This is a genomic window from Paenibacillus sp. Leaf72, from assembly GCF_001422685.1.
In the GTDB taxonomy this organism is placed as follows: domain Bacteria; phylum Bacillota; class Bacilli; order Paenibacillales; family Paenibacillaceae; genus Pristimantibacillus.
On record NZ_LMLV01000033.1, the window covers coordinates 68016 to 90326 of the forward strand.

19 protein-coding genes are annotated in these 22311 nt (G+C 51.0%); 3 read left to right on the top strand and 16 right to left on the bottom strand.

All coding sequences use genetic code 11. The annotated features are described in order from the left end of the window. Positions 1–15: 15 nt before the first annotated feature. From murD to ASF12_RS27725, 15 genes are all read right to left on the bottom strand, one after another. Positions 16–1461: a UDP-N-acetylmuramoyl-L-alanine--D-glutamate ligase gene (gene murD, locus ASF12_RS27655; protein ID WP_056041633.1), complete on the bottom strand. Its 1446-nt coding sequence runs from the start codon at positions 1459–1461 to the stop codon at positions 16–18. 317 nt (positions 1462–1778) lie between these two features. After that, positions 1779–2741 (bottom strand): phospho-N-acetylmuramoyl-pentapeptide-transferase, encoded by a 963-nt coding sequence (mraY, locus tag ASF12_RS27660; protein WP_056041635.1) that lies wholly within the window; start codon positions 2739–2741, stop codon positions 1779–1781. 4 nt (positions 2742–2745) lie between these two features. Continuing rightward, positions 2746–4185 (bottom strand): UDP-N-acetylmuramoyl-tripeptide--D-alanyl-D-alanine ligase, encoded by a 1440-nt coding sequence (locus ASF12_RS27665; RefSeq protein WP_056041638.1) that lies wholly within the window; start codon positions 4183–4185, stop codon positions 2746–2748. Next, positions 4182–5672, bottom strand: a complete 1491-nt coding sequence (locus tag ASF12_RS27670; protein WP_056041640.1) for a UDP-N-acetylmuramoyl-L-alanyl-D-glutamate--2,6-diaminopimelate ligase — start codon at positions 5670–5672, stop codon at positions 4182–4184. Before ASF12_RS27670 ends, ASF12_RS27665 begins: the two co-directional genes overlap by 4 nt. Before the next feature lie 99 nt (positions 5673–5771). After that, positions 5772–7715, bottom strand: a complete 1944-nt coding sequence (locus tag ASF12_RS27675) for a stage V sporulation protein D (protein WP_056041642.1) — start codon at positions 7713–7715, stop codon at positions 5772–5774. A 158-nt stretch (positions 7716–7873) separates the two neighbouring features. After that, positions 7874–10045: a penicillin-binding transpeptidase domain-containing protein gene (locus ASF12_RS27680; RefSeq protein ID WP_235533305.1), complete on the bottom strand. Its 2172-nt coding sequence runs from the start codon at positions 10043–10045 to the stop codon at positions 7874–7876. Between the two features lie 129 nt (positions 10046–10174). Continuing rightward, a complete protein-coding gene (gene ftsL2 / locus ASF12_RS27685; protein WP_056041647.1) occupies positions 10175–10576 on the bottom strand; it encodes a cell division protein FtsL in 402 nt (133 codons plus the stop codon). A gap of 19 nt (positions 10577–10595) precedes the next feature. After that, on the bottom strand, positions 10596–11546 hold the full coding sequence (rsmH, locus tag ASF12_RS27690) for a 16S rRNA (cytosine(1402)-N(4))-methyltransferase RsmH (RefSeq protein ID WP_056041648.1): 951 nt from the start codon (positions 11544–11546) through the stop codon (positions 10596–10598). A 76-nt stretch (positions 11547–11622) separates the two neighbouring features. Beyond that, positions 11623–12060 carry a division/cell wall cluster transcriptional repressor MraZ gene (gene mraZ / locus ASF12_RS27695; RefSeq protein ID WP_046230405.1) on the bottom strand — a complete coding sequence of 146 codons (438 nt, stop codon included), beginning with the start codon at positions 12058–12060 and terminating at the stop codon, positions 11623–11625. A 189-nt stretch (positions 12061–12249) separates the two neighbouring features. Continuing rightward, positions 12250–13314, bottom strand: a complete 1065-nt coding sequence (locus ASF12_RS27700) for a DUF4349 domain-containing protein (RefSeq protein ID WP_056041651.1) — start codon at positions 13312–13314, stop codon at positions 12250–12252. 156 nt (positions 13315–13470) lie between these two features. Next, positions 13471–14730, bottom strand: coding sequence for an adenosylhomocysteinase (locus tag ASF12_RS27705; protein WP_046230404.1), 1260 nt, complete (start codon positions 14728–14730; stop codon positions 13471–13473). 27 nt (positions 14731–14757) lie between these two features. Further along, positions 14758–16398, bottom strand: a complete 1641-nt coding sequence (gene bshC, locus ASF12_RS27710) for a bacillithiol biosynthesis cysteine-adding enzyme BshC (RefSeq protein ID WP_056041653.1) — start codon at positions 16396–16398, stop codon at positions 14758–14760. Between the two features lie 174 nt (positions 16399–16572). Continuing rightward, on the bottom strand, positions 16573–16968 hold the full coding sequence (locus ASF12_RS27715; RefSeq protein WP_056041655.1) for a DUF3397 domain-containing protein: 396 nt from the start codon (positions 16966–16968) through the stop codon (positions 16573–16575). A gap of 13 nt (positions 16969–16981) precedes the next feature. Beyond that, the gene (locus ASF12_RS27720; protein WP_056041657.1) at positions 16982–17989 is read right to left on the bottom strand and encodes a ketopantoate reductase family protein; all 1008 of its coding nucleotides are present in this window, start codon (positions 17987–17989) and stop codon (positions 16982–16984) included. Positions 17990–18088: 99 nt separating this feature from the next. Then, positions 18089–18742, bottom strand: coding sequence for an RsfA family transcriptional regulator (locus ASF12_RS27725; protein ID WP_056041660.1), 654 nt, complete (start codon positions 18740–18742; stop codon positions 18089–18091). A gap of 277 nt (positions 18743–19019) precedes the next feature. On the opposite strand from ASF12_RS27725, the gene ASF12_RS27730 reads away from it, so the two are divergent. Continuing rightward, positions 19020–19256 carry a DUF2626 domain-containing protein gene (locus tag ASF12_RS27730; RefSeq protein WP_056041661.1) on the top strand — a complete coding sequence of 79 codons (237 nt, stop codon included), beginning with the start codon at positions 19020–19022 and terminating at the stop codon, positions 19254–19256. A gap of 288 nt (positions 19257–19544) precedes the next feature. Continuing rightward, a complete protein-coding gene (locus tag ASF12_RS27735; protein ID WP_056041663.1) occupies positions 19545–20642 on the top strand; it encodes a hypothetical protein in 1098 nt (365 codons plus the stop codon). Here ASF12_RS27735 and ASF12_RS27740 read toward each other — a convergent pair. Next, positions 20637–21911: an extracellular solute-binding protein gene (locus ASF12_RS27740; protein ID WP_081419091.1), complete on the bottom strand. Its 1275-nt coding sequence runs from the start codon at positions 21909–21911 to the stop codon at positions 20637–20639. The two genes, ASF12_RS27735 and ASF12_RS27740, sit on opposite strands and share 6 nt — an antisense overlap. Between ASF12_RS27740 and ASF12_RS27745 the strand changes: the two genes are divergently transcribed. Continuing rightward, positions 21886–22293, top strand: a complete 408-nt coding sequence (locus ASF12_RS27745; RefSeq protein WP_056041666.1) for a hypothetical protein — start codon at positions 21886–21888, stop codon at positions 22291–22293. The two genes, ASF12_RS27740 and ASF12_RS27745, sit on opposite strands and share 26 nt — an antisense overlap. The last annotated feature ends 18 nt before the right edge of the window (positions 22294–22311 follow it).

The following is a 22311-nucleotide window of genomic DNA, read 5'->3' on the forward strand; positions in this document are numbered from 1 at the left end:
GGACAAGCCCCCTACTTACAAGGTATGCGCCGAATCTTTAAAAATGCGCCCGCGCTGCTCATAGGATGTAAACATATCCCAGCTGGCGCAGGCAGGCGACAGCAATACGATGTCGCCCGGCGCTGCCAGCGCGGCTGCCTGCCGCACGGCTTCGCGCAAAGTCGCTTCGGCGCTGTCTTCAGGTTCGACCAAACGAACGCCTGCTAAACCTGCCAGCTCCGCAACATGCCCAAGCTTGCCGCGCGTCTCGCCTAGCGCCACAAGCCCTTTGAGCCGATCGCGGAACAGCGGCAGCAGCTCCATGTAATCCGAGCCGCGATCAAGGCCCCCTGCAATAAGTACGATTGGCGCAGTCAACGATCCCACGGACATCGTAGTCGCCGTCGGATTTGTTGCCTTGGAATCGTTGTAGTATTTGACCCCTTTCACTTCGCCTGCATACTCCAGCCTGTGCTCTACACCTTTAAAGCTCCGCAGCGTCTCGGTAAGCTGCTCCGGCAATGCTCCGGCCGCTAGGCATGCTGCAATGGCCGCAAGCGCGTTTGCCGCATTGTGGCGCCCTGGGAGGCCCAGCTCGCCCACTTCAAGCAGCTTCGTTTCCGTCCCATCCTGCGTGCGCCATACGATATGGCGTACGTCAGCAGCTTCATTTTTAGCGGGAGAAGCGTTTGCAGCGCTCTTAACATATGGAGGCTCAATCGCTATCCCATAGCTTAGCTTCTCATAAAGCGAGAAGGGCAAGATGGTCGCATTCACCTGATCAGCGAGCTGCCGGCAAACCGGATCATCCCAATTCAGCACAGCCGTATCGTCCGCCGTCTGATTGGCAAACAGCTTTGCCTTCGAAAGTATGTAATCTTCCATGCCGCCATGATAATCCAGATGCGTCTCTACTAGATTGAGCAGCAGGGCGACGCGGGGACGGAAACCGTTTGTCCCTTTAAGCTGAAAGCTGCTCAGCTCGGCAACAAGCCAGTTGTCTTCTGTCGCTTCTACCGCTGCTTCGCATAACGGGCGGCCAATATTGCCAGCCACGATGGGATTTTTACCTGCCGCCTCCAGCAGCTCGCCGATCCAGGTTGTCGTTGTCGTTTTGCCATTCGAGCCTGTAATGCCGATAATCGGTGCCGGCGAAAGCCAATAGGCCACTTCCACCTCGGTCACAATTTCAACGCCTGCTGCTTCGGCTTGCACAATGGGCGGAGTAGAATAAGGGATGCCCGGATTTTTCACGAGCAGCGCTGTATCAGCCGAAATGAGGTCGTCTGGATGTGAACCGCAAAGCACAGAAATGCCCAAAGCGATTAGCTCATCCGCTTCGGGACATTGGTCTTGCTCTTTTTTATCGTTTACTATTACCTCCGCCCCATAGGAATGAAACACCTTTGCGACGCTAACCCCGCTTCTTGCCAGGCCAAGCACCACAACGCGGCGGCCCCGGTATGATGCCGGATGATCCATAAATGACAGCTCCTTGTAAAGGCCAGCAGCATGAGCCTCGCAATGCCACGATCCGCATTGGATCGGGGCGTTGCTTGAAGCGCCAGCTGCTATCCTGATAATTTTGAAAAATATAGGAAAGGATATGATTTTTCCATCCTTTCTCTATATTTCTACGCGAAACGGTTGCTTTGCCGCCAAAGGACGGCGAAAGCCGTTTCACCTTGAATTCTAAGAATTTATAAGTTTCATCCTTATATCCGCTTAGAATTCTAAGGCAAAGCTCTTCGCTCGTCCTAGAAGGACGACGAAGTCGTTTTTGCTTGTGTGCAGCAATTTTAAAATACGCGTATCAGCAGCAGCGACAGCAGCGCAAACACGAGGCCAACCGCCCAAAACGTGGATACGACGCGCCACTCGGACCAGCCGGACAATTCAAAATGATGATGAATCGGACTCATTTTGAAAATCCGCTTGCCGCGCAGCTTGAAGGAACCGACCTGCAAAATGACCGACAGCATTTCGAGTACGAAAATACCGCCAATCAAAATGAGCAGCAGCTCCATTTTCGTCAAAATCGCTACGGCCGCAATACCCCCGCCGATGCCAAGCGAGCCGGTATCCCCCATAAATACTTTGGCTGGATAGGCGTTGTAGATCAGGAAGCCGAGTACGGCTCCAATCATCGCGGCCGAGAAAATAGCAGAGCCATAAGCCGATACTTGCAGCGCTACAATGGTAAAGGCGCCAAAGGCAATCGCGCTTGTACCAGCGAGCAGTCCGTCCAGCCCATCGGTGAAATTAACCGAATTGCTGGCAGCGAACAAAATAATGACGACAAAAGGGTAATAAAACCATCCCATATCGAAGCTCCAGGACGTGCCGGGAACGATGATTTCTGTGCTATGGTGCATCTGGTACAGCAAAGCGCAGACGATAACCGAGAACAGCAGCTGTCCGAACAGCTTCTGGCGCGCGGTCAGTCCGAGCGAGCGCTTGAAGACGATTTTGATGTAATCGTCGAGAAACCCTACGAGGCCGAAGCCTAGCGAGGCGGTAAGCAGCACCCAGAAATCCGCCGTCTTATCGGCAAAATTCAAAAAGGCTATGAGCAGCGCCAGCATAATAATGATGCCGCCCATCGTTGGCGTGCCGCTTTTTTTCAAATGGCTTTGCGGTCCGTCCGTCCGTATTTGCTGGCCAAACTTCATCCGTTTCAGCAAGGGAATACAAATCGGCCCAAGCAGAGCCGCGAGCAAAAAAGAAACGCCTAGTGTGAATAAAATAATCATCATGTCCATGCTCTCACCCCACCTCTAAAGCTTGGACAATCTGTTCCATACGCATACCGCGCGAGCCTTTGACCAGCACAATATCCGCAGGCTGCAGCTGCTGTTTGAGCCACTCCGCCAGCTTTTCCTTCTCTTCAAAATGAATAATGTCCGCAGCATCAGCCGCAGCGCCGAAGCTGCTCTTCACGCCAAGCGACGTGTGACGCGACAGCTGTCCGCAAGTTAGCACGGCACCCGCTTTCGCCGGCGTAATGAAAGCGCCTGTATCATAGTGAAGCTGCTCCTCATCGGGTCCTAGCTCAAGCATGTCGCCAAGCACGATCCATTTTTTGCGGAAGCCGCTTACGCTCTCCAGCAAATCGATGGCCGCCCTTACCGCAGTCGGATTCGCGTTGTACGCATCATTCAAAATCATGGCGCCATTAAAAGCTTTTACCGGCTGAATCCGCATGCCTGTCAGCTGCAGGCTGGACAATCCCTGGCGAATCCGCTCCCCAGTGATGCCAAAATGATAGCCAATTGCAATAGCTGCCAGCGAATTGCTGACATTATGCTTGCCCGGCACGGGAATGGAATAGATTTCCGCTTCGGGCACTGCTGCATTAGCTTGTGCGCCAGCGCTTCCGTCTTTCAGTTCGAAGGCTGCTGATACCGCGTCTATATCCATATTCGCAGCCGTCCACCGATTTCCGTCCATCAGGCCAAAAGCTTCCAATCTAGCACCAGCAGGAAGAGCCGTATGGCCAAGACCGGAGGCGAGCAGCGGCTCATCTCCGTTATACAGCAGCAGCCCGCCGGGCTGCAAGCCGGACACGATTTCCAGCTTTGCTTTCGCGATGCCTTCGCGCGAGCCTAATTGCAGCATATGCGCATCGCCAATATTCGTAATGATGGCAACATCCGGCTTAGCAATTTGCGTCAGCAGCTCAATTTCGCCAAAGCCGCTCATACCCATCTCCAGTACCGCTACCTCCGTCTGCTCATCCAGCTCCAGCACCATCAGCGGCAGCCCGATATGATTGTTCAGGTTGCCTGCCGTTTTGTGCACGCGAAGCGAGGTGCCGAGTACTGAGGCAACCATATCCTTCGTTGTCGTTTTACCGTTGCTGCCCGTAATGCCCACAACGCGCAGCCCTGAAAGCTCGGTGCGATAAGCACTCGCAAGCGCTTGAAGCGCTGCAAGCGTATCATCGACCTGAAGCAGAGGAGCGTCTGCAAGCTCCGGCGGAACAGCATGGCCGCGCTGCCACAATGCAGCCGCAGCTCCATCCTTAAGCGCTTGGGCCACGTAGTCATGCCCGTCGAATTTATCTCCCACCAGCGGCACGAACAGCTGCCCCGCTGTAATTTTACGAGAATCGGTTCCTGCACCAGTGATGGCAACAGCGGATGCAGCCGGATTCCACTCCGCCTTGCACATGCCGCCTATTTGTTCCAGCGTACGTCTAATCAATATAATAATCCCCTTATCGCTTCTTTCGCAACTAGTCGGTCATCAAACGGATGCGTAACGCCTCCGATAATTTGATAGGTTTCATGACCTTTCCCCGCAATCAATACTACATCGCCAGGGCTTGCCATTTCAACCGCTTTTTCAATAGCGGCATGACGATCAACGAGCAGCTCATAGCGGCTCTTGTCCACACCATCCTTCAAAAGCCCCGCCTCTACATCCCGCAAAATGAGCTCAGGGTCCTCCGTACGAGGATTATCCGAGGTAATAATTGTATAATCGCTGTATTTGGCAGCAATGGCTCCCATAATCGGACGCTTCGTCCGGTCGCGGTCGCCGCCGCAGCCAAATACGCAAATGATGCGAGGCGGCGCAAGCTCCTTAACCGCGCTCAGCACGTTGTCAAGCCCATCCGGCGTATGGGCATAGTCAACGATAACGGCAAAGTTTTGCCCAACGCTAACCGATTCCACGCGCCCCGGCACACCGGCCATTTTTTCCAGGCTTGCCTTGATTTGCTCAAGCGCTATTCCTTCAATTAAAGCCGCACTCATGGCCGCAAGCGCATTATACACATTAAACTTGCCGACCATCTTGAGCGTAATATTTGCGCTGCCCGCGAAGGTGTCGACATGGAAAGACGTGCCTTGCGCCGTAATTTGAATATTAGAGGCGCGGACATCCGCGGCATGATCAATTCCATACAAAATCGTATCCGCAGCTGTCATTTTTGCAAACATCTCCGAAGCTGGATCATCCGCATTGAGCACCGCATAGGAGCGCTCCGCCTCATCACTTGCATATACATTGCCAAGCCGAGAGAAGAACAGCCCCTTCGCTTCAGCATAACGCTCCATCGTGCCATGATAATCCAGATGATCCTGCGTCAGGTTCGTGAAAATCGCCGTGCGGAAGCGGCAGCCCTTCACCCGGCCCTGCTCCAGCGCATGGGAGGAAACTTCCAGCGCGCAATATTGCGTGCCAGCATCACGCATTTCCGCCAAATAACGCTGAAGCTGCAGCGCTTCTGGCGTCGTGCCCGACATCGGCTCGGTTATTCCCGCATAACGCCGCTCCACTGTACCGATAACGCCTGCCGGCTTATGCTGATCATTCAAAATTTGCTCAATTAAATATGTCGTCGTCGTCTTTCCATTCGTGCCGGTAACCCCAATCAAATGCAAGGAGCTGCTCGGCTGCTTGTAAAAATAGTCCGCAAGCACCGCCATCGCATGGCGGCTGCTGCCTACTACGAGCTGCGGCGCCGCAATATGCGGCAGCTCGCGCTCGACTACAAAGGCAGACGCCCCGCGCTCCGCCGCTTGCGGAGCAAAATCATGCCCATCCACCGTATGGCCAGGCAAACAAATAAACAAGCTGCCCGCCTGTGCTGCGCGGGAATCCGTCTCAATAGCTGTAATCTCTATATCACCGCTGCCAATTAGCTTGGAAGTGATTAATCGGCTTGCCAATTCGCTTAATTTCATATGCTTATCTTCTCCTTCCATTACTCGGCAAACATGAAGCCTTGCTGCCAAACCGAGCATGATGTCCTTCATTATTATTTATTATGTCTACCAGTATAGTCAATGCGTATGAGATATATCATCCTCGTCGCCTAAATAGATACGTATCGTAGAACCGCGATCCACCCGCGTACCGGCAGCAGGCGCCTGGCGAATAACCGTCTGCCCCGTCCCTGCCGAGCTGAGGTTGAAGTTCATGTTCAAATCCTCATAAATATCGGACACCGACTTGCCGATCAGATTAGGGACAGCAACAATTGGCGTCTCGCCGTATTTATACACTTTGCCAATCTGCTTCTCCCTTTGCGGCACCTGCAGCACCGTCAAGGCGTCCTCCATCATATTGCGCACGATCGGCGCCGCAACGAGGCCCCCGAACTGTATCCCTTGCGGGTTGTCGACCGCTACGTAAATGACGATTTCCGGATCATCCGCTGGGGCAAAGCCGATAAAGGAAACGATATGCTCGTTTGGCGAATATTTGCCACCCACGACCTTTTGCGCCGTACCGGTCTTGCCGCCTACGCGGTAGCCATCAATAAACGCATTTCGCCCAGTTCCTTTCGCTACGACACTTTCCAGCGCCTCCCGGACCGCCTTCGACGTCTCCTCAGAAATAACCGTTCGCACCGCCTCCGGCTCTACGGTTTCCACCGTCTCCCCGGTGTCCGGATTTATCCAGCCCTTCACCACATGCGGCTTGTACAGCGTACCGCCATTAATAGCAGCTGAGACAGCGGTAATTTGCTGAATGGGCGTAACCGAAACCCCCTGGCCGAAAGCGGTCGTCGCCAGCTCCACCGGCCCGACACGGCTCAGCTTAAACATAATGCCGTTTTCCTCGCCGCCGATATCAATGCCTGTTTTTGTGCCAAAGCCAAAATTTTTAATATATTCGAAGAGCTTATCTTTGCCCAGCCGCTGCCCAAGCGTCACAAAACCCGGGTTGCAGGAGTTCTCAACAACTTCCAGAAAAGTTTGGCTGCCATGGCCGCCCTTCTTCCAGCAGCGAAGCCTTGCGCCTCCAACTTCAATTGCACCCGGATCATAGAAACGCTCATTGTTCAGGTTGACCTTCTTTTCTTCAATAGCTGCGGCGAGCGTAATAATTTTAAACGTCGAACCCGGCTCATAGGTCATCCAAATCGGCAAATTCCGATTATACACCTCGGACGCGACTTCCTTGTACTTATCCGGCTCATAGGTCGGGCGGCTCGCCATCCCTAATATTTCACCATTTTTTGGATTCATCGCAATCGCCATAATCTGGTCGGGCTGGTGCTGCGCCATCGCTTGGTCCAGCTCTCGCTCCATGATGGCTTGAATCTGCTTGTCGATCGTCAGCTGCATCGTCAGCCCTTCCTTCGGCTCCACATACGTATCCGAGGAATTCGGCATCTGCCTGCCGCGCGCATCCGACAGAAAAGAGACATTCCCTTGAATGCCGCTAAGCTCGTCATTATACCTCGCTTCCACACCCGTAAGCCCTTGGTTGTCTATGCCTGTAAAGCCTAGCACATGCGCCGCCAAGCTGCCAAAGGGATAAAAGCGTTTATTGTCTTCGGCAGCTACAATGCCAGCAAGCGAGAGCTCCCGCACCTGCTGCGCCTTCTCCGGCGTCATTTTGCGGCCGCCGGGACGAAGCTGGACGAGCATTGATTTTTTCGTATTGATTTTGCCATACAGCTCATCTGCCGTCATATCCAGCAGCGGCGCGAGCGCATCAGCCGTCGCCCGCTTGTCTTTAATTTGCGCAGGAATCGCCCAAATGGTAGGCGAGGTTACGTTGTAAGCCAGCTTGACGCCATTGCGGTCCCAAATTTCTCCCCGCTTCGCCATATAGGGAATATCCCTGCGCCATGAATTTTCCGCCTTGGCCGCCAGCTCGCTGCCCTTCCAAAGCTGAACATACCCTAGGCGCGCACCTAAAGCGGCAAATGCAATTACCCCAAAAATAAGCACCATAAACAATCGACGGCGCACCGTCACATTTGATACTTTCATCGCTTGCTCCTCCTCCGCCCTTTGCTTAAGGCAGAGCGTACACTGACGCTCATTCCCAGCCTATTCATGGGGCGGAGGAGATAGAACAAGCCTCTGGCGTGTCCTTTATACTACCCTTGCTAGTCCGTGCCAGTCCATACAAAACCTTGCTAGTCATGCTATTGCTCCTGAATTTCTCCTGTATCCTCTACATCATCCTGCATAGAGCTGCCTGAGGCGGCCTCTTCTTCCGTGCCAGCCTCTGCTTCCGCTCCAGCCTCGTTCTGTGCATTTGCCAATGCTTCCTCTGCCGTGACAGCACCCTCTGCGCCAGTTGGCGGCGAAAGCTGTACGCGCAAAATCCGCTTGTCCCCCTGCTTCTCTTCCTTCTGGGAAATGATAAAGCCTTCCCCTTCTGCCAGCAGCTGCACATTCATCAGTGAAGCAACCTCCAGCGCATCACGCAGCGACAATCCTGTCATGTCGGGAATCGTCAGCTTGTCCTGCTGTTCGGTAACGAGATAAACACGCTGGGTTTGAGCGATATTTTCCCCTGCTGCCGGAACCTGCTTGACTACTGTCGTCCCGGTGCCCACGACCTCAAACATCACATTGCGCGCTTTAAGCTCCTCTTGCGCTTGAGACAAGTTCATTTCGGTGACATCCGGCAGTTGAACGGTTGGCGTCTTTTTATCGGTCGTCGATTCTACTGTCGCGTTATCGGGCATGACCCCCATATGGCGCAATGTTTTGTAGACGATTTCCTTGAAGGCTGGTGCTGCAACCTTACCCCCGCCCGCGAGCGGATCATTAGGCTCATCGACGACAATATAGACGACGACCTTCGGATTTTCAACTGGCGCGTAGCCGATAAACGAAACGACATATTTATTTTTGGAATATTTCCCATTAATAATTTTTTGTGCCGTACCGGTCTTGCCTGCTACACGGTACCCCTCAATGTAGGCGTTTTTCCCAGTTCCGTTTACTTGGTCGGATACAACCTGCTCCAAATATTCGCCGACCTTTTTCGACGTATCCTCGGAAATTACCTTGCGCACAACCTTCGGCTCAAACTTCTCGGTCGTATTCGTGTTCGGATTGTAAATTTGCTTAATAATTTGCGGCTGCATCAAATTGCCGCCGTTTGCTACTGCAGCGACTGCAGCGATTTGTTGAATCGGCGTTACGGATACGGGACCTTGTCCAAACGATGCCCGCGCAATATCACTGGGAATGCTCAAATTAATATTGAGAACACCCTTTGATTCATTGCCCAGTTGAATGCCTGTCGGCTGCCCAAAGCCGAAGCGATTAATGTAATCTACCAGCTTCTCGCCGCCGAGCATTTGCCAGCCTAATTTAACGAATGCGACGTTACTGGAATGCTTCAGGCCATCCAAATAAGAGATTTTCCCCCAGCCTATCCGGTTGGAATCCCGCACGGGACTACCTGGCACATTAATGCTGCCGGATTGAAAGGTCGCATTCGGTTCGAACAGCCCTTCTTCGACCGCTGCCGCCAACGTTACAATTTTGAACGTTGAGCCCGGCTCGTACAAGGACTTGATGGCGTGGTTGTATGCATTTTCAAAGTTCGTATCCCAATACGTATTCGGATTAAAGGTCGGATAATTCGCCATGGCGAGAATTTCCATCGTATTGGGGTCAGCCGCAATAGCCGTTATGCTTTTGGGCTGATATTTATTCGCCACTTCCTTGATAGCTTCCTCTACATAATGCTGAATCTCGTTATCGAGAGTCAGCGTAATATCCTGCCCATCAACGACTGGCTCGTAGACAACGTCGCCTTCCGCGAGTTGAACACGCTTGCCATCCTTCTCATACTTGATTTCACCATTCGTGCCCTCGAGCTTATCATTGAAAAAGGATTCAATGCCTGCGAGCGCCTTACCATCCTTGTCCACGTAGCCTATCAGTTGGGATGCCATAGTATTGCGAGGATAATAGCGTTTTTGATCATCATATAAATAAATGCCAACGTCATTTACTTTGTTTTCTTTCTTTAGCTCATCCCGCAGCTCCTTGATTTTATCAGCCACCGATTTGTCGATATTCCAGCCGCCGTCGCGAATTTCGCGCTGCCCGTAATATTCGCCTTTATCGTTCTGTGCGGTAACAATTTTGCGCAGCTCATCCTGCGGCTTGTTCAAAATCGCATTCAGCCCTTCTACGACCTCATCTGCAATGCCCAAACTATCAATCTGCTTCGGACTGACTGCCACATTATAAGCAAGTGCATCCATCGCCAGCACATTGCCATTGCGATCCGTAATGGTCCCCCTGTTCGCGACTAAAGTTTCGGTATCCGCCCAACGTTGTTTTGCCATGTTATACCAAGTGTCTCTATCAACTACCTGCACCCAGAAAATTCTACCAATTAGAATAAGAAAAAGGAGGGTAATTACCCCTCCAAAAAACAATGTGCGCATCCTGATTCGTTTTACCATATGTCCTCCCTACTCACCCATTGCAGTAGCCGATTCCTCTTTACCTGTATTTACGGTTATGCCTGGCTGATAATTGTTGACCATCCCCTGGCTTTCCGCCATTTTCCGAATAAACTCCGGGTCGCTCAGCATTTCAACCTGCTTCTTCAGCTCTTTCAGCTCCACGTTCACCGCTTCATATTCACTAGTGACGTGTTTTATTTCTACGCTCATTTTATAAATTTCGGCATACCTGAAAATAATAACGCCTGCAACAAGCACGCATGCGATTACTGTAAACAAATACAATAGCTTTTCCTGCATCGTTATCGTTTTTCTTTTTACGACCACCCGTTTGTTTTGCTTAATTGCTGGCTTCTGCTCCGGTTTTTTCTTAGGCTGCAGAGCCAAATTTCCATTCGTATAGGCCACTCCAGAACCTCCTCAGGTCTCACAATTTTTCTGCGATTCGCAGCTTGGCCGAACGAGCGCGTGGATTAGTCTCCAGCTCCTGCTCACTCGGAACAATGGGCTTGCGGTTCACTAACCGAAGCTTTCCTGTACCGCCGCACACACATTTAGGGAAATCCGGCGGACAAGTGCACTTTTCTAAAAGGCTCGCAAATAGTTGCTTGCAGATTCGATCCTCCAGGGAATGAAACGTAATGACGGCCGCCCGGCCGCCCGGATTCAGGCAGCGAATTGCCTGCTCCAAAGCTTCTTCCTCCGCGCGCAGCTCATCATTAACGGCAATCCGCAGCGCCTGGAACGTACGCTTTGCAGGATGTCCGCCTGTGCGCCTTGCCGCTGCAGGAATGGACAGCTTAATTAGCTCGACAAGCTCTCCCGTCGTTTCAATCGTCTTGCTTTCCCTTGTCTTGATAATCGTCCTGGCGATGGATCTGGCAAACTTCTCCTCGCCATAATGGGACAGAATGCGCGAAATTTCACGTTCATCCCATGTGTTGACAATTTCATGAGCGGTCATTGCCCCGCCTTGATCCATCCGCATATCAAGCGGCGCGTCATGATTATAGCTAAAGCCACGCTCTGCCTCATCAAGCTGAGGGCTCGATACACCAAGGTCAAACAGGATGCCATCTACCTGAGGTACGCCGTCCACAACTGGCACATCGCAAGTGAGCAGCATTTGTTCCAAATAACGGAAATTGCTTTTTACAAGTGTTACTTTATCCAAATACGGTGCAAGCCTGATCTTTGCGTGGTTCAGCGCAATATCATCCTGATCAAAAGCGATTAACCGTCCTCCCTCGCCCAAACTCGACGCAATGCGTTCACTGTGTCCCGCCCCGCCGAGCGTGCAATCGACGTAAATGCCGTCCGGCTTAATGGCCAGGCCGTCAACCGCTTCCTCCATAAGTACTGTTACATGCTGAAACACGCAATTGCCCTCCCGTTCTTGTTGTCTAGTCTTGGTCGTATTGTTCCATCATTAGCAAGTTTTCGAAATCGCCCGTTTAAAAGTTGAAGTCAAAGTCGACCAGCTTCTCGGCAATTTCATTGAAGGTTTGCTCGGACTCTGCATAATAGCCGTCCCAAACTGCCTTGCTCCATATTTCTACCCTGCTTGAAACCCCCAGAACCATACAATCCTTGTCAATTTTCGCATATTCTCTAAGATGTCCCGGCAAGTTTACCCTTCCCTGTTTATCCAGCTCGCATTCGGTTGCCCCGGAAAAAAAGAACCGGGTGAACGCCCTTGCATCTGCCTTCATGAGCGGAAGCGATTTGAGCTTCTGCTCAAGCACTGTCCATTCGCTCATGGGATAAACAAACAAGCAGTTGTCGAGACCGCGGGTGGCAATAAAGGAAGCGCCTAGTGAATCACGGAATTTGGCTGGTACGATAAGCCGACCTTTGTCATCAACGCTGTGTTGATATTCGCCCATGAACATAAGATCGCCTCCACCCTCTCTCCCTTATTCCCCACTTTGCTCCACTTTCCCCCACATAACATAGTGTAATTCGCCATACAATAATAAAATCCTGCTCATAGGAGCAGGATTTTATTAAAATGTTTGGCCTTATGAATAAATTTTCATCTTACCTTTCGCTTCTAGCACGGAAAGCGAGCTAAATGTGCGCTATTGCTGCTCAGGCTCTGGCTTTGCAGGCGGTGTTTTGGCGCGGGAGCGACGTACAAACCACCATATGATAAGCCCGATGATTACAGGAATAACGAGTGCGGGAAGCGCTCCTGCGAGGAAGACGAGCAGCCCTTGAAGAACGTTCCATGTTCCTTCGTAGCTTGCTTTGAAGGACGACAGCATTTTGCCGCCTAGCGATTTCTCTTCCTTGTCCGTCTTCACTGACACATCAATCGGCTGATACAGCCTCAGCTCAATCGTTGAGAAAGCTACATTTTTGTCCAAATAGCGCGTGCGTCCTTTGATCTGTTCAATTTCCTCCTGAACCTTTGCAAGCTGCTGCGAAAATTTGACCAAATCATCCGCTTTTTCCGCCTTATCCATGAAAGCAAGCAGCCTTTGCTCCACCACCTGCTTCGCCTTCAGCCTCGCTTCCAGATCAACGTATTCCTCCGTCACATCGGTTCCTTTCAGCTCGCGCTCCAGATGCTTGTTCTCGATCCCCTCCAGCCGCTCCACAAATGGCATAAATCCTTGAGCCGGCACCTTGATCGTATAGCTCGCACCCTTCTCATTGCCATACTGCCCATCCTGAAAAGCAAGAATGTACCCGCCCGCCTGATGGAGGACATTACGCAGCTGCTGGGCCGCCGCCTCATAGTCGGCAACCTCCATCGTCATTGTCGCCGTATAGATCAGCTTTTGGTTAAACGCTTCTCCTCCTATCGCCATGCTGTCGATGGGGCTGTCTGCGGGTGCGCTCGTCAACGCTTTATTGTCTAAAGCACCGCTCTCTTCTTTAGAACCAGCTGCACCATCACTCTTGCTTGAACTGCTGCTCTGCTCCTCAAGCTTATCGCTAGAAGTCTGTGCTGCACTCATATCCCCCTCGGATGCATAATCGCTGTTTGCAGACGAGCAGGCCGAAAGCAGCAGCATAATAGCCAACAAGAATGACGTCGGCAGCAAAATGAGCTTTTTATTTAAGCTTCTTTCTTTGGCTATTTCTTTGGCTATTTCTTTGGCTGTTTCTTTCATTTTTGTTTTCTCTATTTTTGTCATAAAAATGGCCCCCTTTGCCCTAGTTACCGTCCTAGACGTAAATTTTGACAAAAGGTTGCTCTTTTTGGAAACAAAAACAGCCGCTCCCACCGCATTTAAGCGGTAGAAGCGGCTGTTTCTCTGTTTATCTATTGCTATACAACAAAGGGGGTAGGATTAAACGTTCCAGCTGTCCTGATAAGCAATTTGCTCTGCAGTCAGCGTATCGATGCTGATGCCCAGCGATTCCAGCTTGATGCGCGCTACGCTTTCATCCAGCTCATACGGCAAATTAACCACTTTTTTGCCCAGTGCTTTATACTGCTCATTTACATAGCGGAGCGACAGTGCTTGAAGCGCAAACGTCGTATCCATAATTTCTGCCGGGTGGCCATCGCCTGCTGCCAAGTTGACAAGGCGTCCTTTGGCAATGACATAGATGCTTCTGCCATCTTCCAACTGGTATTCCTCAATATTGTTGCGAACGGTGCGCACATTGGTAGAAAGCGCCTTAAGCTCAGGAATGTTGAACTCCACATCGAAGTGTCCAGCGTTCGCCAAAATCGCGCCGCCTTTCATCACCTTATAATGCTCGCCGCGAATGTTGTCGCGGTTGCCTGTTACCGTAATGAATACATCGCCCAGCTTGACCGCTTCCATCATCGGCAGCACGGTGAAGCCGTCCATATGCGCTTCCACGGCACGAATCGCGTCCACTTCAGTGACGACTACTTTGGCGCCAAGGCCTTTGGCGCGCATCGCTACGCCTTTGCCGCACCAGCCGTAGCCTACGACTACGACGGTTTTGCCGGCAATAACGAGGTTCGTCGTTTTGTTCAGCGAATCAAATACAGATTGGCCTGTACCATAACGGTTGTCGAACAAATATTTGCAGTAGGCATCATTAACCGCAACCATCGGAAGCTGCAGCGTGCCATCCTTCTCCATCGCTTTCAGACGAATGATGCCCGTCGTCGTTTCTTCCGCGCCGCCACGAAGATTTTCACGCAAATCCGGGCGGTCTTTATGCAGCAGCGTAATCAGCTCGCCGCCGTCGTCAATAATAAGGTCCGGCTTCGATTCGATCGCTTTAATAATGAGCTCATTGTACTCTTCAGGGCTAGGATTATGCTTTGCAAACACGGTAATGCCGTCTTCTACGAGCGCCGCACAAATGTCATCCTGCGTGGACAGCGGGTTGCTGCCCGCAATTGTAACTTCCGCTCCGCCAGCCTTTACCACTTTAGCCAAATAAGCCGTTTTCGCTTCCAAATGCAGCGCAATCGATACTTTCAAGCCTTTAAAAGGCTGTTCCTTCTCAAATTGCTCGCGAATGCTGGAAAGCACAGGCATATGGGCGCTAACCCAATCAATTTTCAAATGTCCTTCCGGAGCAAGCTTAATGTCGCGAATAATGCTTTTGTCAATTGTGCTCATAGGTATATTCATCCTCCAAATTTAAGTTTATAAATAAATGATTTGATGACCGCCCAGCGGGGAAAAAGGAGCTTCCAGCAGCTTGTCGAGCCACGAGGTTCCATAACGGTTCCAATAAGCGATCATATTCAGCACCCGCTCCTGCGGTTTGCCGCTTGGCCACAAGGACAGCGCAATGCGGTCCAACTGGCGAATAGCCGCTTCGTATTGCTTCTCATGGGCATCCTTTGTGCGCGTCTCAAGAAACGTAATTTGCTCGATAATTTTCTGACGATTCGTATCGCCAAGCTTGGCAAGGCCCGGTTGTACCGAAGCAGCCAGGTCAAGCAGCGGCGCATACAAATCCTCAAACGCCTGCTTCGCTGCGGCAAACTTCTCGTCAATGGACAGCTGGTCCTGCTCCGCCAGCCACTGCTGCTTGCGCTCCTCGAAGCGCACCGCCACATCCTCCAGCGTCAGTTCATATTTGCTCATATGCTTGGCCACTGTACCTTCAACAAGCGTATAGGATATACGCGGCAATACAAGTGGCATTTCCATATCCAGCTTGCGGAAAGCTTCTCCAGTAATCGCCCAATAAGCAATTTCCGCACCGCCCAGCACCGTTCCAAGCACCGGGAACAAATAATCCTGCATCAGCGGGCGTGTTAGCACATTGTTGCTGAGCTGCTCCGGCTGCTGCCGCGCCATGTCCAGCAATTGTTCCTTCGTTAGCGAATAATCGCCCTTGCGGCTTTGGAAGCTTCCTGCCTGCTTATAAAGCAGCGTCCGCTCCTGCCCTTTATCTGTTTGGAAAACAAACAGATTGGCACTGCCAGGTGTTACATCAACCTGCAGCGGATAGCCAATCTCCTTCACCTGGTTGGCCACATCTGTATACGCCTGCTCCAGCTCATCGTTGTGCGTAATCAGCTTCTCGAACATCGGCGCCTCTAGCTTGCGCAGCTGCGGATCATCGGCGTCCATAATAACTAGGCCTTGCTTGCTCAGCAAGCAGCTGATTACACCGGCAAACATTTCCGATAACGATTGCGCCTGCTCCGTAATTTGCCCCAGCTGCTGAAGAATTTCCGGCTTAAAATCAGAATGAGGCAGCGCCTGTTCTAGCTCAGCCAGCAGCTCAGCCCACGTATTAGCATCAATAGCCGTCCGGCTAACTGATGTTCTTGCCCCTTCCGGACGGGCAGCCGCCAGCTTGCGCAGCCCTTGGTCAGCGGTCAGCACATAGGCATGGTTCGCTTCGTCCCAGTCATGATCCTCTCCAGCAATCCAAAATACGGCAGCGACCTTTCTCCCAAGCAGCTGCTCGGCATGGCGGGCTGCGCCGATAATCGATACGGCTTTATGTATAACGAGAAGAGGTCCAGACCATAGTCCAGCCTGCTGGCCGCCAACGATAACCGGCGCACCTTCCGCAATCGCATCAATGGCAGCCAGCGCCTCGGGCGCAGCGTTCCATTTGCTATTGTAATCACGCAGCACAGCAGCGACTGACGCCGCTTCCGCCCTTGCGCCCGCCGATTCTGCAAGCCGCTTGGCACGCAGCTCCCAATCGCCCTTGCGACCCGGATGATAGCCAAACAAGGACTCAACCCTTGAGTCCGTCAGGTTCACATAGGCATCCGTGAGCGGCTGGGTGCTTGGTAATGAATAAGTTTCGGTAGACATAAGCCACCCCTACCTCCTAATTGAAACCATATATTTAAGCTTAAATGCTTATGATTCTGCCTGTAACAGACAAATTGATTGTACACAAGATGTAGGGCGCGCGTCAAAAAGAAAAACAGACCCTTTGCAAAAAGGCCTGCTTTGCAGCAGTTTGCAGTCTGTTACAATCCGCCATTATATCGAAAATATAGATTGCCCGATGGCAATAAACATAAGCAGCAGATAAAGCATGCTCATCGTGAAAAATCCAAGCCGCCATACGGCGCGGAATATTCTTTTCACATTGACGCTGCCGCGTTTGCGGAACTGGGCGTTGCCCAGCAAGCCGCCGCCAATCAGCATAAACAATAAAATGCCATATAAACCAAAAGAATTATTAAACAAGGAATCAAGCAGTACAGCCACGCATCCGATCAGCAGCGCAGTCGTCACATCCATTGCCAGACGAAAAGCTTTTTTGCGGTCTTGTATAATTGCGCCGTAGCCTAAATAAATCAGGAGAAAAGGTATTACCGGAATAACCGCCATATAGGCATAAAAATGCTTGATGCTCTCCCATATTATTCCCATCTGTATCGCCTCCCTATCGCCGATCATCCTGCAAATGCCGTACCATTTCGCTCATGGCATCGTTCAGCGGCGATTCCATGCCAACACGTCTCGCAAGGCTGGAAACGCCGCCATTAATCCATTGCACTTCAGTTGGACGGCCCGCCCGTACATCGCTAAGCATCGATGAAACATTGGCTGAAGTAGCCGCGCAGACAGCAAGCACTCTCTCCCAAGCGCCCTCTTCAAGCTCCGCACCGCCTGCCACTCGTAATATCTTATTTGTTTCCTCATATAAAGCGCGCATGAGCCGCAGCCTTGCCGAATGCTGTGGCAGCTCACCGTTCGTCACATCAAATATAGCTGTAAGCGGATTAATGATTGCATTAATGAGGAGCTTCTCATAAACTCGATTGTTCATTGTCTTCGACAGCAACACCGTAAATCCTGCCAATTGCAAGGTATTTTGCAACATTAATTGTTGATTTTCATCCTTTTTGCCCGCTGCTTGTCTAGTTAAAGACACTGGGCCGAGCGATAGCTGCCCGCGACCGGTATGCCGGACCGTTCTTTCATCTTGGCGCAGCGCTCCTTCGGTCGTAACTCCAATAAATAAAGGAAACCCCGGAAGCTCCTGCGCCGCCAGCTCCAGATGTCCGATGCCATTTTGCAAAAAAAGAATAGCAGTAGCTGGGGCCGCGAGCTTCCTTATGGCGCGAAGCAGCTCCCTCGTCAAATCCGCCTGCTTGACGGTGACGAGAATCCAATCTGGCGCTTGCTGCTGCCCCGCGCAGCCAGTCTCTGCTTCTTTTGCTGCCGCACTTAAGCTTCTGCTATGCACCCTTGCTATCTTTGCAGGCTGCCGTGATGCTTCCCCAGCTGCGCCCGCTGCGTCAAGCTCCAGCAAGCGAATGCCTTCTTCCGCCAGTAGAACGGACTGCTGCTCTGTGCGCGTCCATACGGTAACCTTGGCTTGCGTAGAGGCCAGCTTCGCTGCATGAAGCAGTCCCAGCGCTCCTCCGCCTACTATGGCGATATGCATTCCCTCTACCTCCTGCTTTCATACGCTTTCTTCCATTATACGCCTATCCTATAAAGACGCCAACAGCCCGCCGAATCATCCGGCGGGCTGTTATCGATTCTATTCAATTCGTTCCAGGTTGCCATTGGCATCCATCTTGAAGCGCGGCTTCGCTTCCTCATCATTCGTCAGCACGGCAAGCCGTCTGGCGCGGTCCATAATTTGAATCAACGTTTTGTAATCATCATTAACGGTGTGGTAATCGCTTTGAGCGTTGTTCACCTCACGAGACAATCTTTCATTTTCGCTACGCAAACGGCCAAGCTCCTCTTCCTTCTCTCTCAGCTCTTTCTCGAACGACTTGAGCTGACGTCCTACATCGTGGTACGTTGTCTTGATTTGACGCAGGAAGCGAATGACCGAATCAATGGAAAGCAATTCCTCCGTTGATTGCGCTTCCGCCTTGAAACCTCTCTCGTCTGTCGCCTCATAAGCAGACAGCGAAGATACTTGCGGGGTTGCCGCTATCGCTTGTTTTTTCAAATAATTGCGTTTCTGCCGCTGTTGCTTGGCAATTTGGATTGCCTCTTCATAACGCTTGCGGACGCAGCTGTTCCAGCGGAATCCACATGCTGCGGACGTGCGGCCAATCCGCTCCCCCACCTCTTCGAAAGCTCCAAGCTGGGTACTGCCTTCTCTAATATGGCGCAGGGTCACTTCGGCGAGAATTAAATCATCGTCTGGACTCCACGCATCTTGTCTGACTGCTGTCATGCAACCAAAACCTCCTAACGTAAAGACGCTTACCTTATATCTATGCCCTTGGTAGAGTTCATAGAATCTATTGGATACTAAATTGTATAACCATTTTTTCAAGCGCTCATACATATTCGGCCTGTTTCTGGTGCAAACTTATGCAGAAAGCAGGCTTTCTTCGCAAAAAATGTTGTCCTTAGCTTATATTTTGAAATAGCAGGTTTACACCTATTTGTACAAACGTTATAATAATCTGTAGAAAATCGTGTCTAAAGCGAAAGGGGGATATACAGATATGGCACGTATGTATCGGGTTTTGGGTTTCTGGACCCTTGTCATTGGCCTTATGGCGTTTGCTGGACATATGACAGAATTTGCATTATTGTTTTTCGCCCAAGCAGTAGCTTTCGTATTTTTAGGCTATTTGAACTTTACAGAAAAAACGTACATCGTTATGTTCTGGGGCTACATGATTATCGCATTTGGAGGCTTTACATATTGGACCGTGTTCCAAATGGGCAATCCTTTTTAAAAATATAAGCATTATAAGTTTCATACTTATTATTAGGCTTATATTTCTCGGAATGAAACGCGCCGCGCTGTCAAAGGACAGCGACAGCCGTTTCACCTTGTGTCCGCTTGAATATCGGAAAAAACGGCGTGATCCTCATGGGTCCGCCGTTTTTTAATGTGCAAAATGGCCCGCATACGCGTAAAATGCCGCGATAATTGCCCTATAGTCCTGTTCATGCTTTTCCAAATGTAAGATATAATAGAATAATTCGCCGCATATAATGACCAAGAAGAGAGGAGGCCGAGAGTGGCATTTCAAAGCTTTCCTACACGGTTCGCGCTGCTTGCGCTGATGGCCAGCATGCTGTCCCTGTGGTGCGTAATGCCTGCATTTGCCGAGCCCGCGACCTCTAATAGCGAGGAAACTCGGCTGCTGCTGGAAAAAAGCCTGTCCGTCGTCGAAATTGATAATGAAATCAAGCGCGTTCAAGTGCAGCAGGTCGACTTGACCAAAGAGACAGCAAGCGCCAAGCAAGCGCTGGAAGAACAGGAGCAACAAATCGCTCACAAGCGCGAGCAAGCCGGTAAAGTACTGCGTGCTTATTATATGGGGGATCGGGATATATGGCTGACTGCGCTGTTATCGTCACGATCATTGTCGGATTTTTTGATGGTTATGGAATATGCCGATTTGATTTTCGCACATGACCGCGATGTGATGAAGCTGTACAAGGAGGAATATGCCCAGCTCGCGAAAGGAATCGAGCAGCTTGGCAAGAAGCAGCAAGAGCTCGCCTCAATCGAGCAGCGGCTGAAAGAACAGCGTGCCCGAGTGCTAACGCTGCAGGAGCAAATAGAAGGCGGACTTGCCGGGCGTTCGGATGCCGACAAGCTGCGGCTTATGATGGAGGAATTGACCAAGTACTGGGAGTCGGTTGGCCTTTATGAAGTTAAGCAGCACTTTAGCGCCTTAGCGAAAGCGATGCAGAAGCTGCCGGAGTGGCTGCAAAACAATAAGCAATATTTGGAAACGAGTGGCCTAACGTATACGATTCGCATTCCCGAGGATGCCCTGAATGCCTTTCTGCGGGAACAAGATGAGCGCTTTAAGCAATTTTCCTTCTCCTTTGAAGATGGCTCCTTGACCGCCTATGGCAAGCGGGATGCGCTGGAGTTAAGCGTGACCGGCCATTATACGGTTGAACAAGAGCCGCGCAATGGCATTATTTTTCATGTAGACGAGCTTCTATTCAATGGTCTATCGTTGCCTGACACGACTAAGCAGGAGCTGGAGAAGCAGTTTGACCTTGGCTTCTATCCCTCCTTGATTATTTCCTTCCTGCAAGCAACTGAAGTGGAAATTAAAGACGATGAGCTTATCGTCACGTTACAAGTCAAGCTATAGGGATGTCCCTATAGCTTGTACGAATGCTTTCATTGTGATTTCGCCTTCTGCATATTGCCGCCATAGCTGCTGCGCATGCATCCAGCGCTCGTGCCAATCGGGATCAGTCGGCTGAGCGGAAGGCTCGCCGTTCAGCACCTTAAGCCACCACTGCGGCGGACTGCCGGCCCCCGCTGTACCGCTCTCCTGAATATTATCGGACCCTGTATACAAGGAATTTTTGGCTGGCAGCTTCCCCGTTGTCGCATAGCTTTGCTGCTGCCCGGCAATTTCCACCATTTCTTTAATCCACGTAAAAGCTTCTTCCTTCACTTTACTCGTTCCGGCCACGACATAGCTCCTGCTTCCAAGCCATACGTCATGAATCGCACCTTTATCCAGCAGCAGCTTGCTTTGCTCCTTCGCAGATAGCTTGCTGTAAACGGACCATGGAATGCTGGCAGCGGCAATATGCTGCTCCACCATTTGTGTGCCTGTAGACAAGCTATAGTCTGCCAGAGCTGTTGCTGTAATTCGCCCCGATATCGACTCCAGACGTTTTAGCTGTTCCTGCACAGCCTTGCTGTCAAAATGCAAATATGCCGCTCCAGCTTCTTCTCCCTCTGCTGTCCATTCATCCAGCCACACAAGCAAGGATGCGACATTATGAGGCTCTGCATAAATCGCCTGCCACTCTTGGCCGCCACTTTCCAGCTTATGAAGCAGATTGCCAAAAGCATCCCAATCCGCTGGTGGCTTCGACAAGCCCGCTTCAGCGAGCAAAGCCTTGTTCCATACCGTCACGTAAGGGTCTGCATCAACAGGGATGCCCCACAAATAGCTGTTCCACCTCAGCGGGTCAAGCAGCCTTGCAGGACGCTCAGCCATTGTATCAGAGGTGCTGGGCACATCGACGGGATTGAGCAAGCCGCGCACCGCAAACTCGCGCACCCATTCGCTGTCCATGAGCATAACATCCGGTGCTGCTCCAAGCTCCAGCGCTTTTTTCCACTGGGCATAGCCGTCGCCTTCATCCACTATATTCGTCAGCTTGACCATTGTATTCGCATGCTTCATTTGATAGCTATTTGTCGCTTCCTTAAGCTTAGAAAATTCATTCTCATCCATGGAAACGGTTACATTTAGTATCTGCGATTGATCTGCCTGCTCTTCTCCGCCCGCTGGCTCGGCATTCGTATCTCTATTTAAATTTTCAGCCCGGTTAAGGGTCCTGTCGCTAAAGTTTAATAGAAGAAAAATAATAATGAATAAAGCCAAAACCGCTGTCATTGTAGCATATTTCCTGATCGACACAGCAACCCTTCCCCTCTACTTTCATCTGGGCACATTTTATATCATAGCAATTAATGCAAGTATTGTCCAAATTAGTAGAGAGCGGAGTATTGGTGAAAAAGGAGCTGCGCTGCATGAAAGGTTTGGCTTTCGATCGCTATTGCCGATGGATTCCATGGAATTTACGCTAAAGCATAGAAATCCATCGGCAAATGCGAACGCTCCGCTTCTACAGCTCAAACCTTTCATTCCGCTTTGCCATTTTCACCAAATGGGAAAGCGCAGAGAAAAGGACTGCGCTCATTTCGTCGCAGTCCACTTATATAAACCAATGATTTCATTTTCGCCTTATTTGCAGCGGCTCAATGAAAGAAATTAAAGCATACCTCAGCTTAGA

Bases quoted from the DNA above. Each gene is read 5' to 3' on its own strand.
- murD (WP_056041633.1), bottom strand. From the start codon at position 1,461: ATGGATCATCCGGCATCATACCGGGGCCGCCGCGTTGTGGTGCTTGGC.
- mraY (WP_056041635.1), bottom strand. From the start codon at position 2,741: ATGGACATGATGATTATTTTATTCACACTAGGCGTTTCTTTTTTGCTC.
- ASF12_RS27670 (WP_056041640.1), bottom strand. From the start codon at position 5,672: ATGAAATTAAGCGAATTGGCAAGCCGATTAATCACTTCCAAGCTAATT.
- ASF12_RS27675 (WP_056041642.1), bottom strand. From the start codon at position 7,715: ATGAAAGTATCAAATGTGACGGTGCGCCGTCGATTGTTTATGGTGCTT.
- ASF12_RS27680 (WP_235533305.1), bottom strand. From the start codon at position 10,045: ATGGCAAAACAACGTTGGGCGGATACCGAAACTTTAGTCGCGAACAGG.
- mraZ (WP_046230405.1), bottom strand. From the start codon at position 12,060: ATGTTCATGGGCGAATATCAACACAGCGTTGATGACAAAGGTCGGCTT.
- ASF12_RS27700 (WP_056041651.1), bottom strand. From the start codon at position 13,314: ATGACAAAAATAGAGAAAACAAAAATGAAAGAAACAGCCAAAGAAATA.
- ASF12_RS27705 (WP_046230404.1), bottom strand. From the start codon at position 14,730: ATGAGCACAATTGACAAAAGCATTATTCGCGACATTAAGCTTGCTCCG.
- bshC (WP_056041653.1), bottom strand. From the start codon at position 16,398: ATGTCTACCGAAACTTATTCATTACCAAGCACCCAGCCGCTCACGGAT.
- ASF12_RS27715 (WP_056041655.1), bottom strand. From the start codon at position 16,968: ATGGGAATAATATGGGAGAGCATCAAGCATTTTTATGCCTATATGGCG.
- ASF12_RS27720 (WP_056041657.1), bottom strand. From the start codon at position 17,989: ATGCATATCGCCATAGTAGGCGGAGGAGCGCTGGGACTGCTTCATGCA.
- ASF12_RS27725 (WP_056041660.1), bottom strand. From the start codon at position 18,742: ATGACAGCAGTCAGACAAGATGCGTGGAGTCCAGACGATGATTTAATT.
- ASF12_RS27730 (WP_056041661.1), top strand. From the start codon at position 19,020: ATGGCACGTATGTATCGGGTTTTGGGTTTCTGGACCCTTGTCATTGGC.
- ASF12_RS27745 (WP_056041666.1), top strand. From the start codon at position 21,886: ATGAATAAAGCCAAAACCGCTGTCATTGTAGCATATTTCCTGATCGAC.
- ASF12_RS27740 (WP_081419091.1), bottom strand. From the start codon at position 21,911: ATGACAGCGGTTTTGGCTTTATTCATTATTATTTTTCTTCTATTAAAC.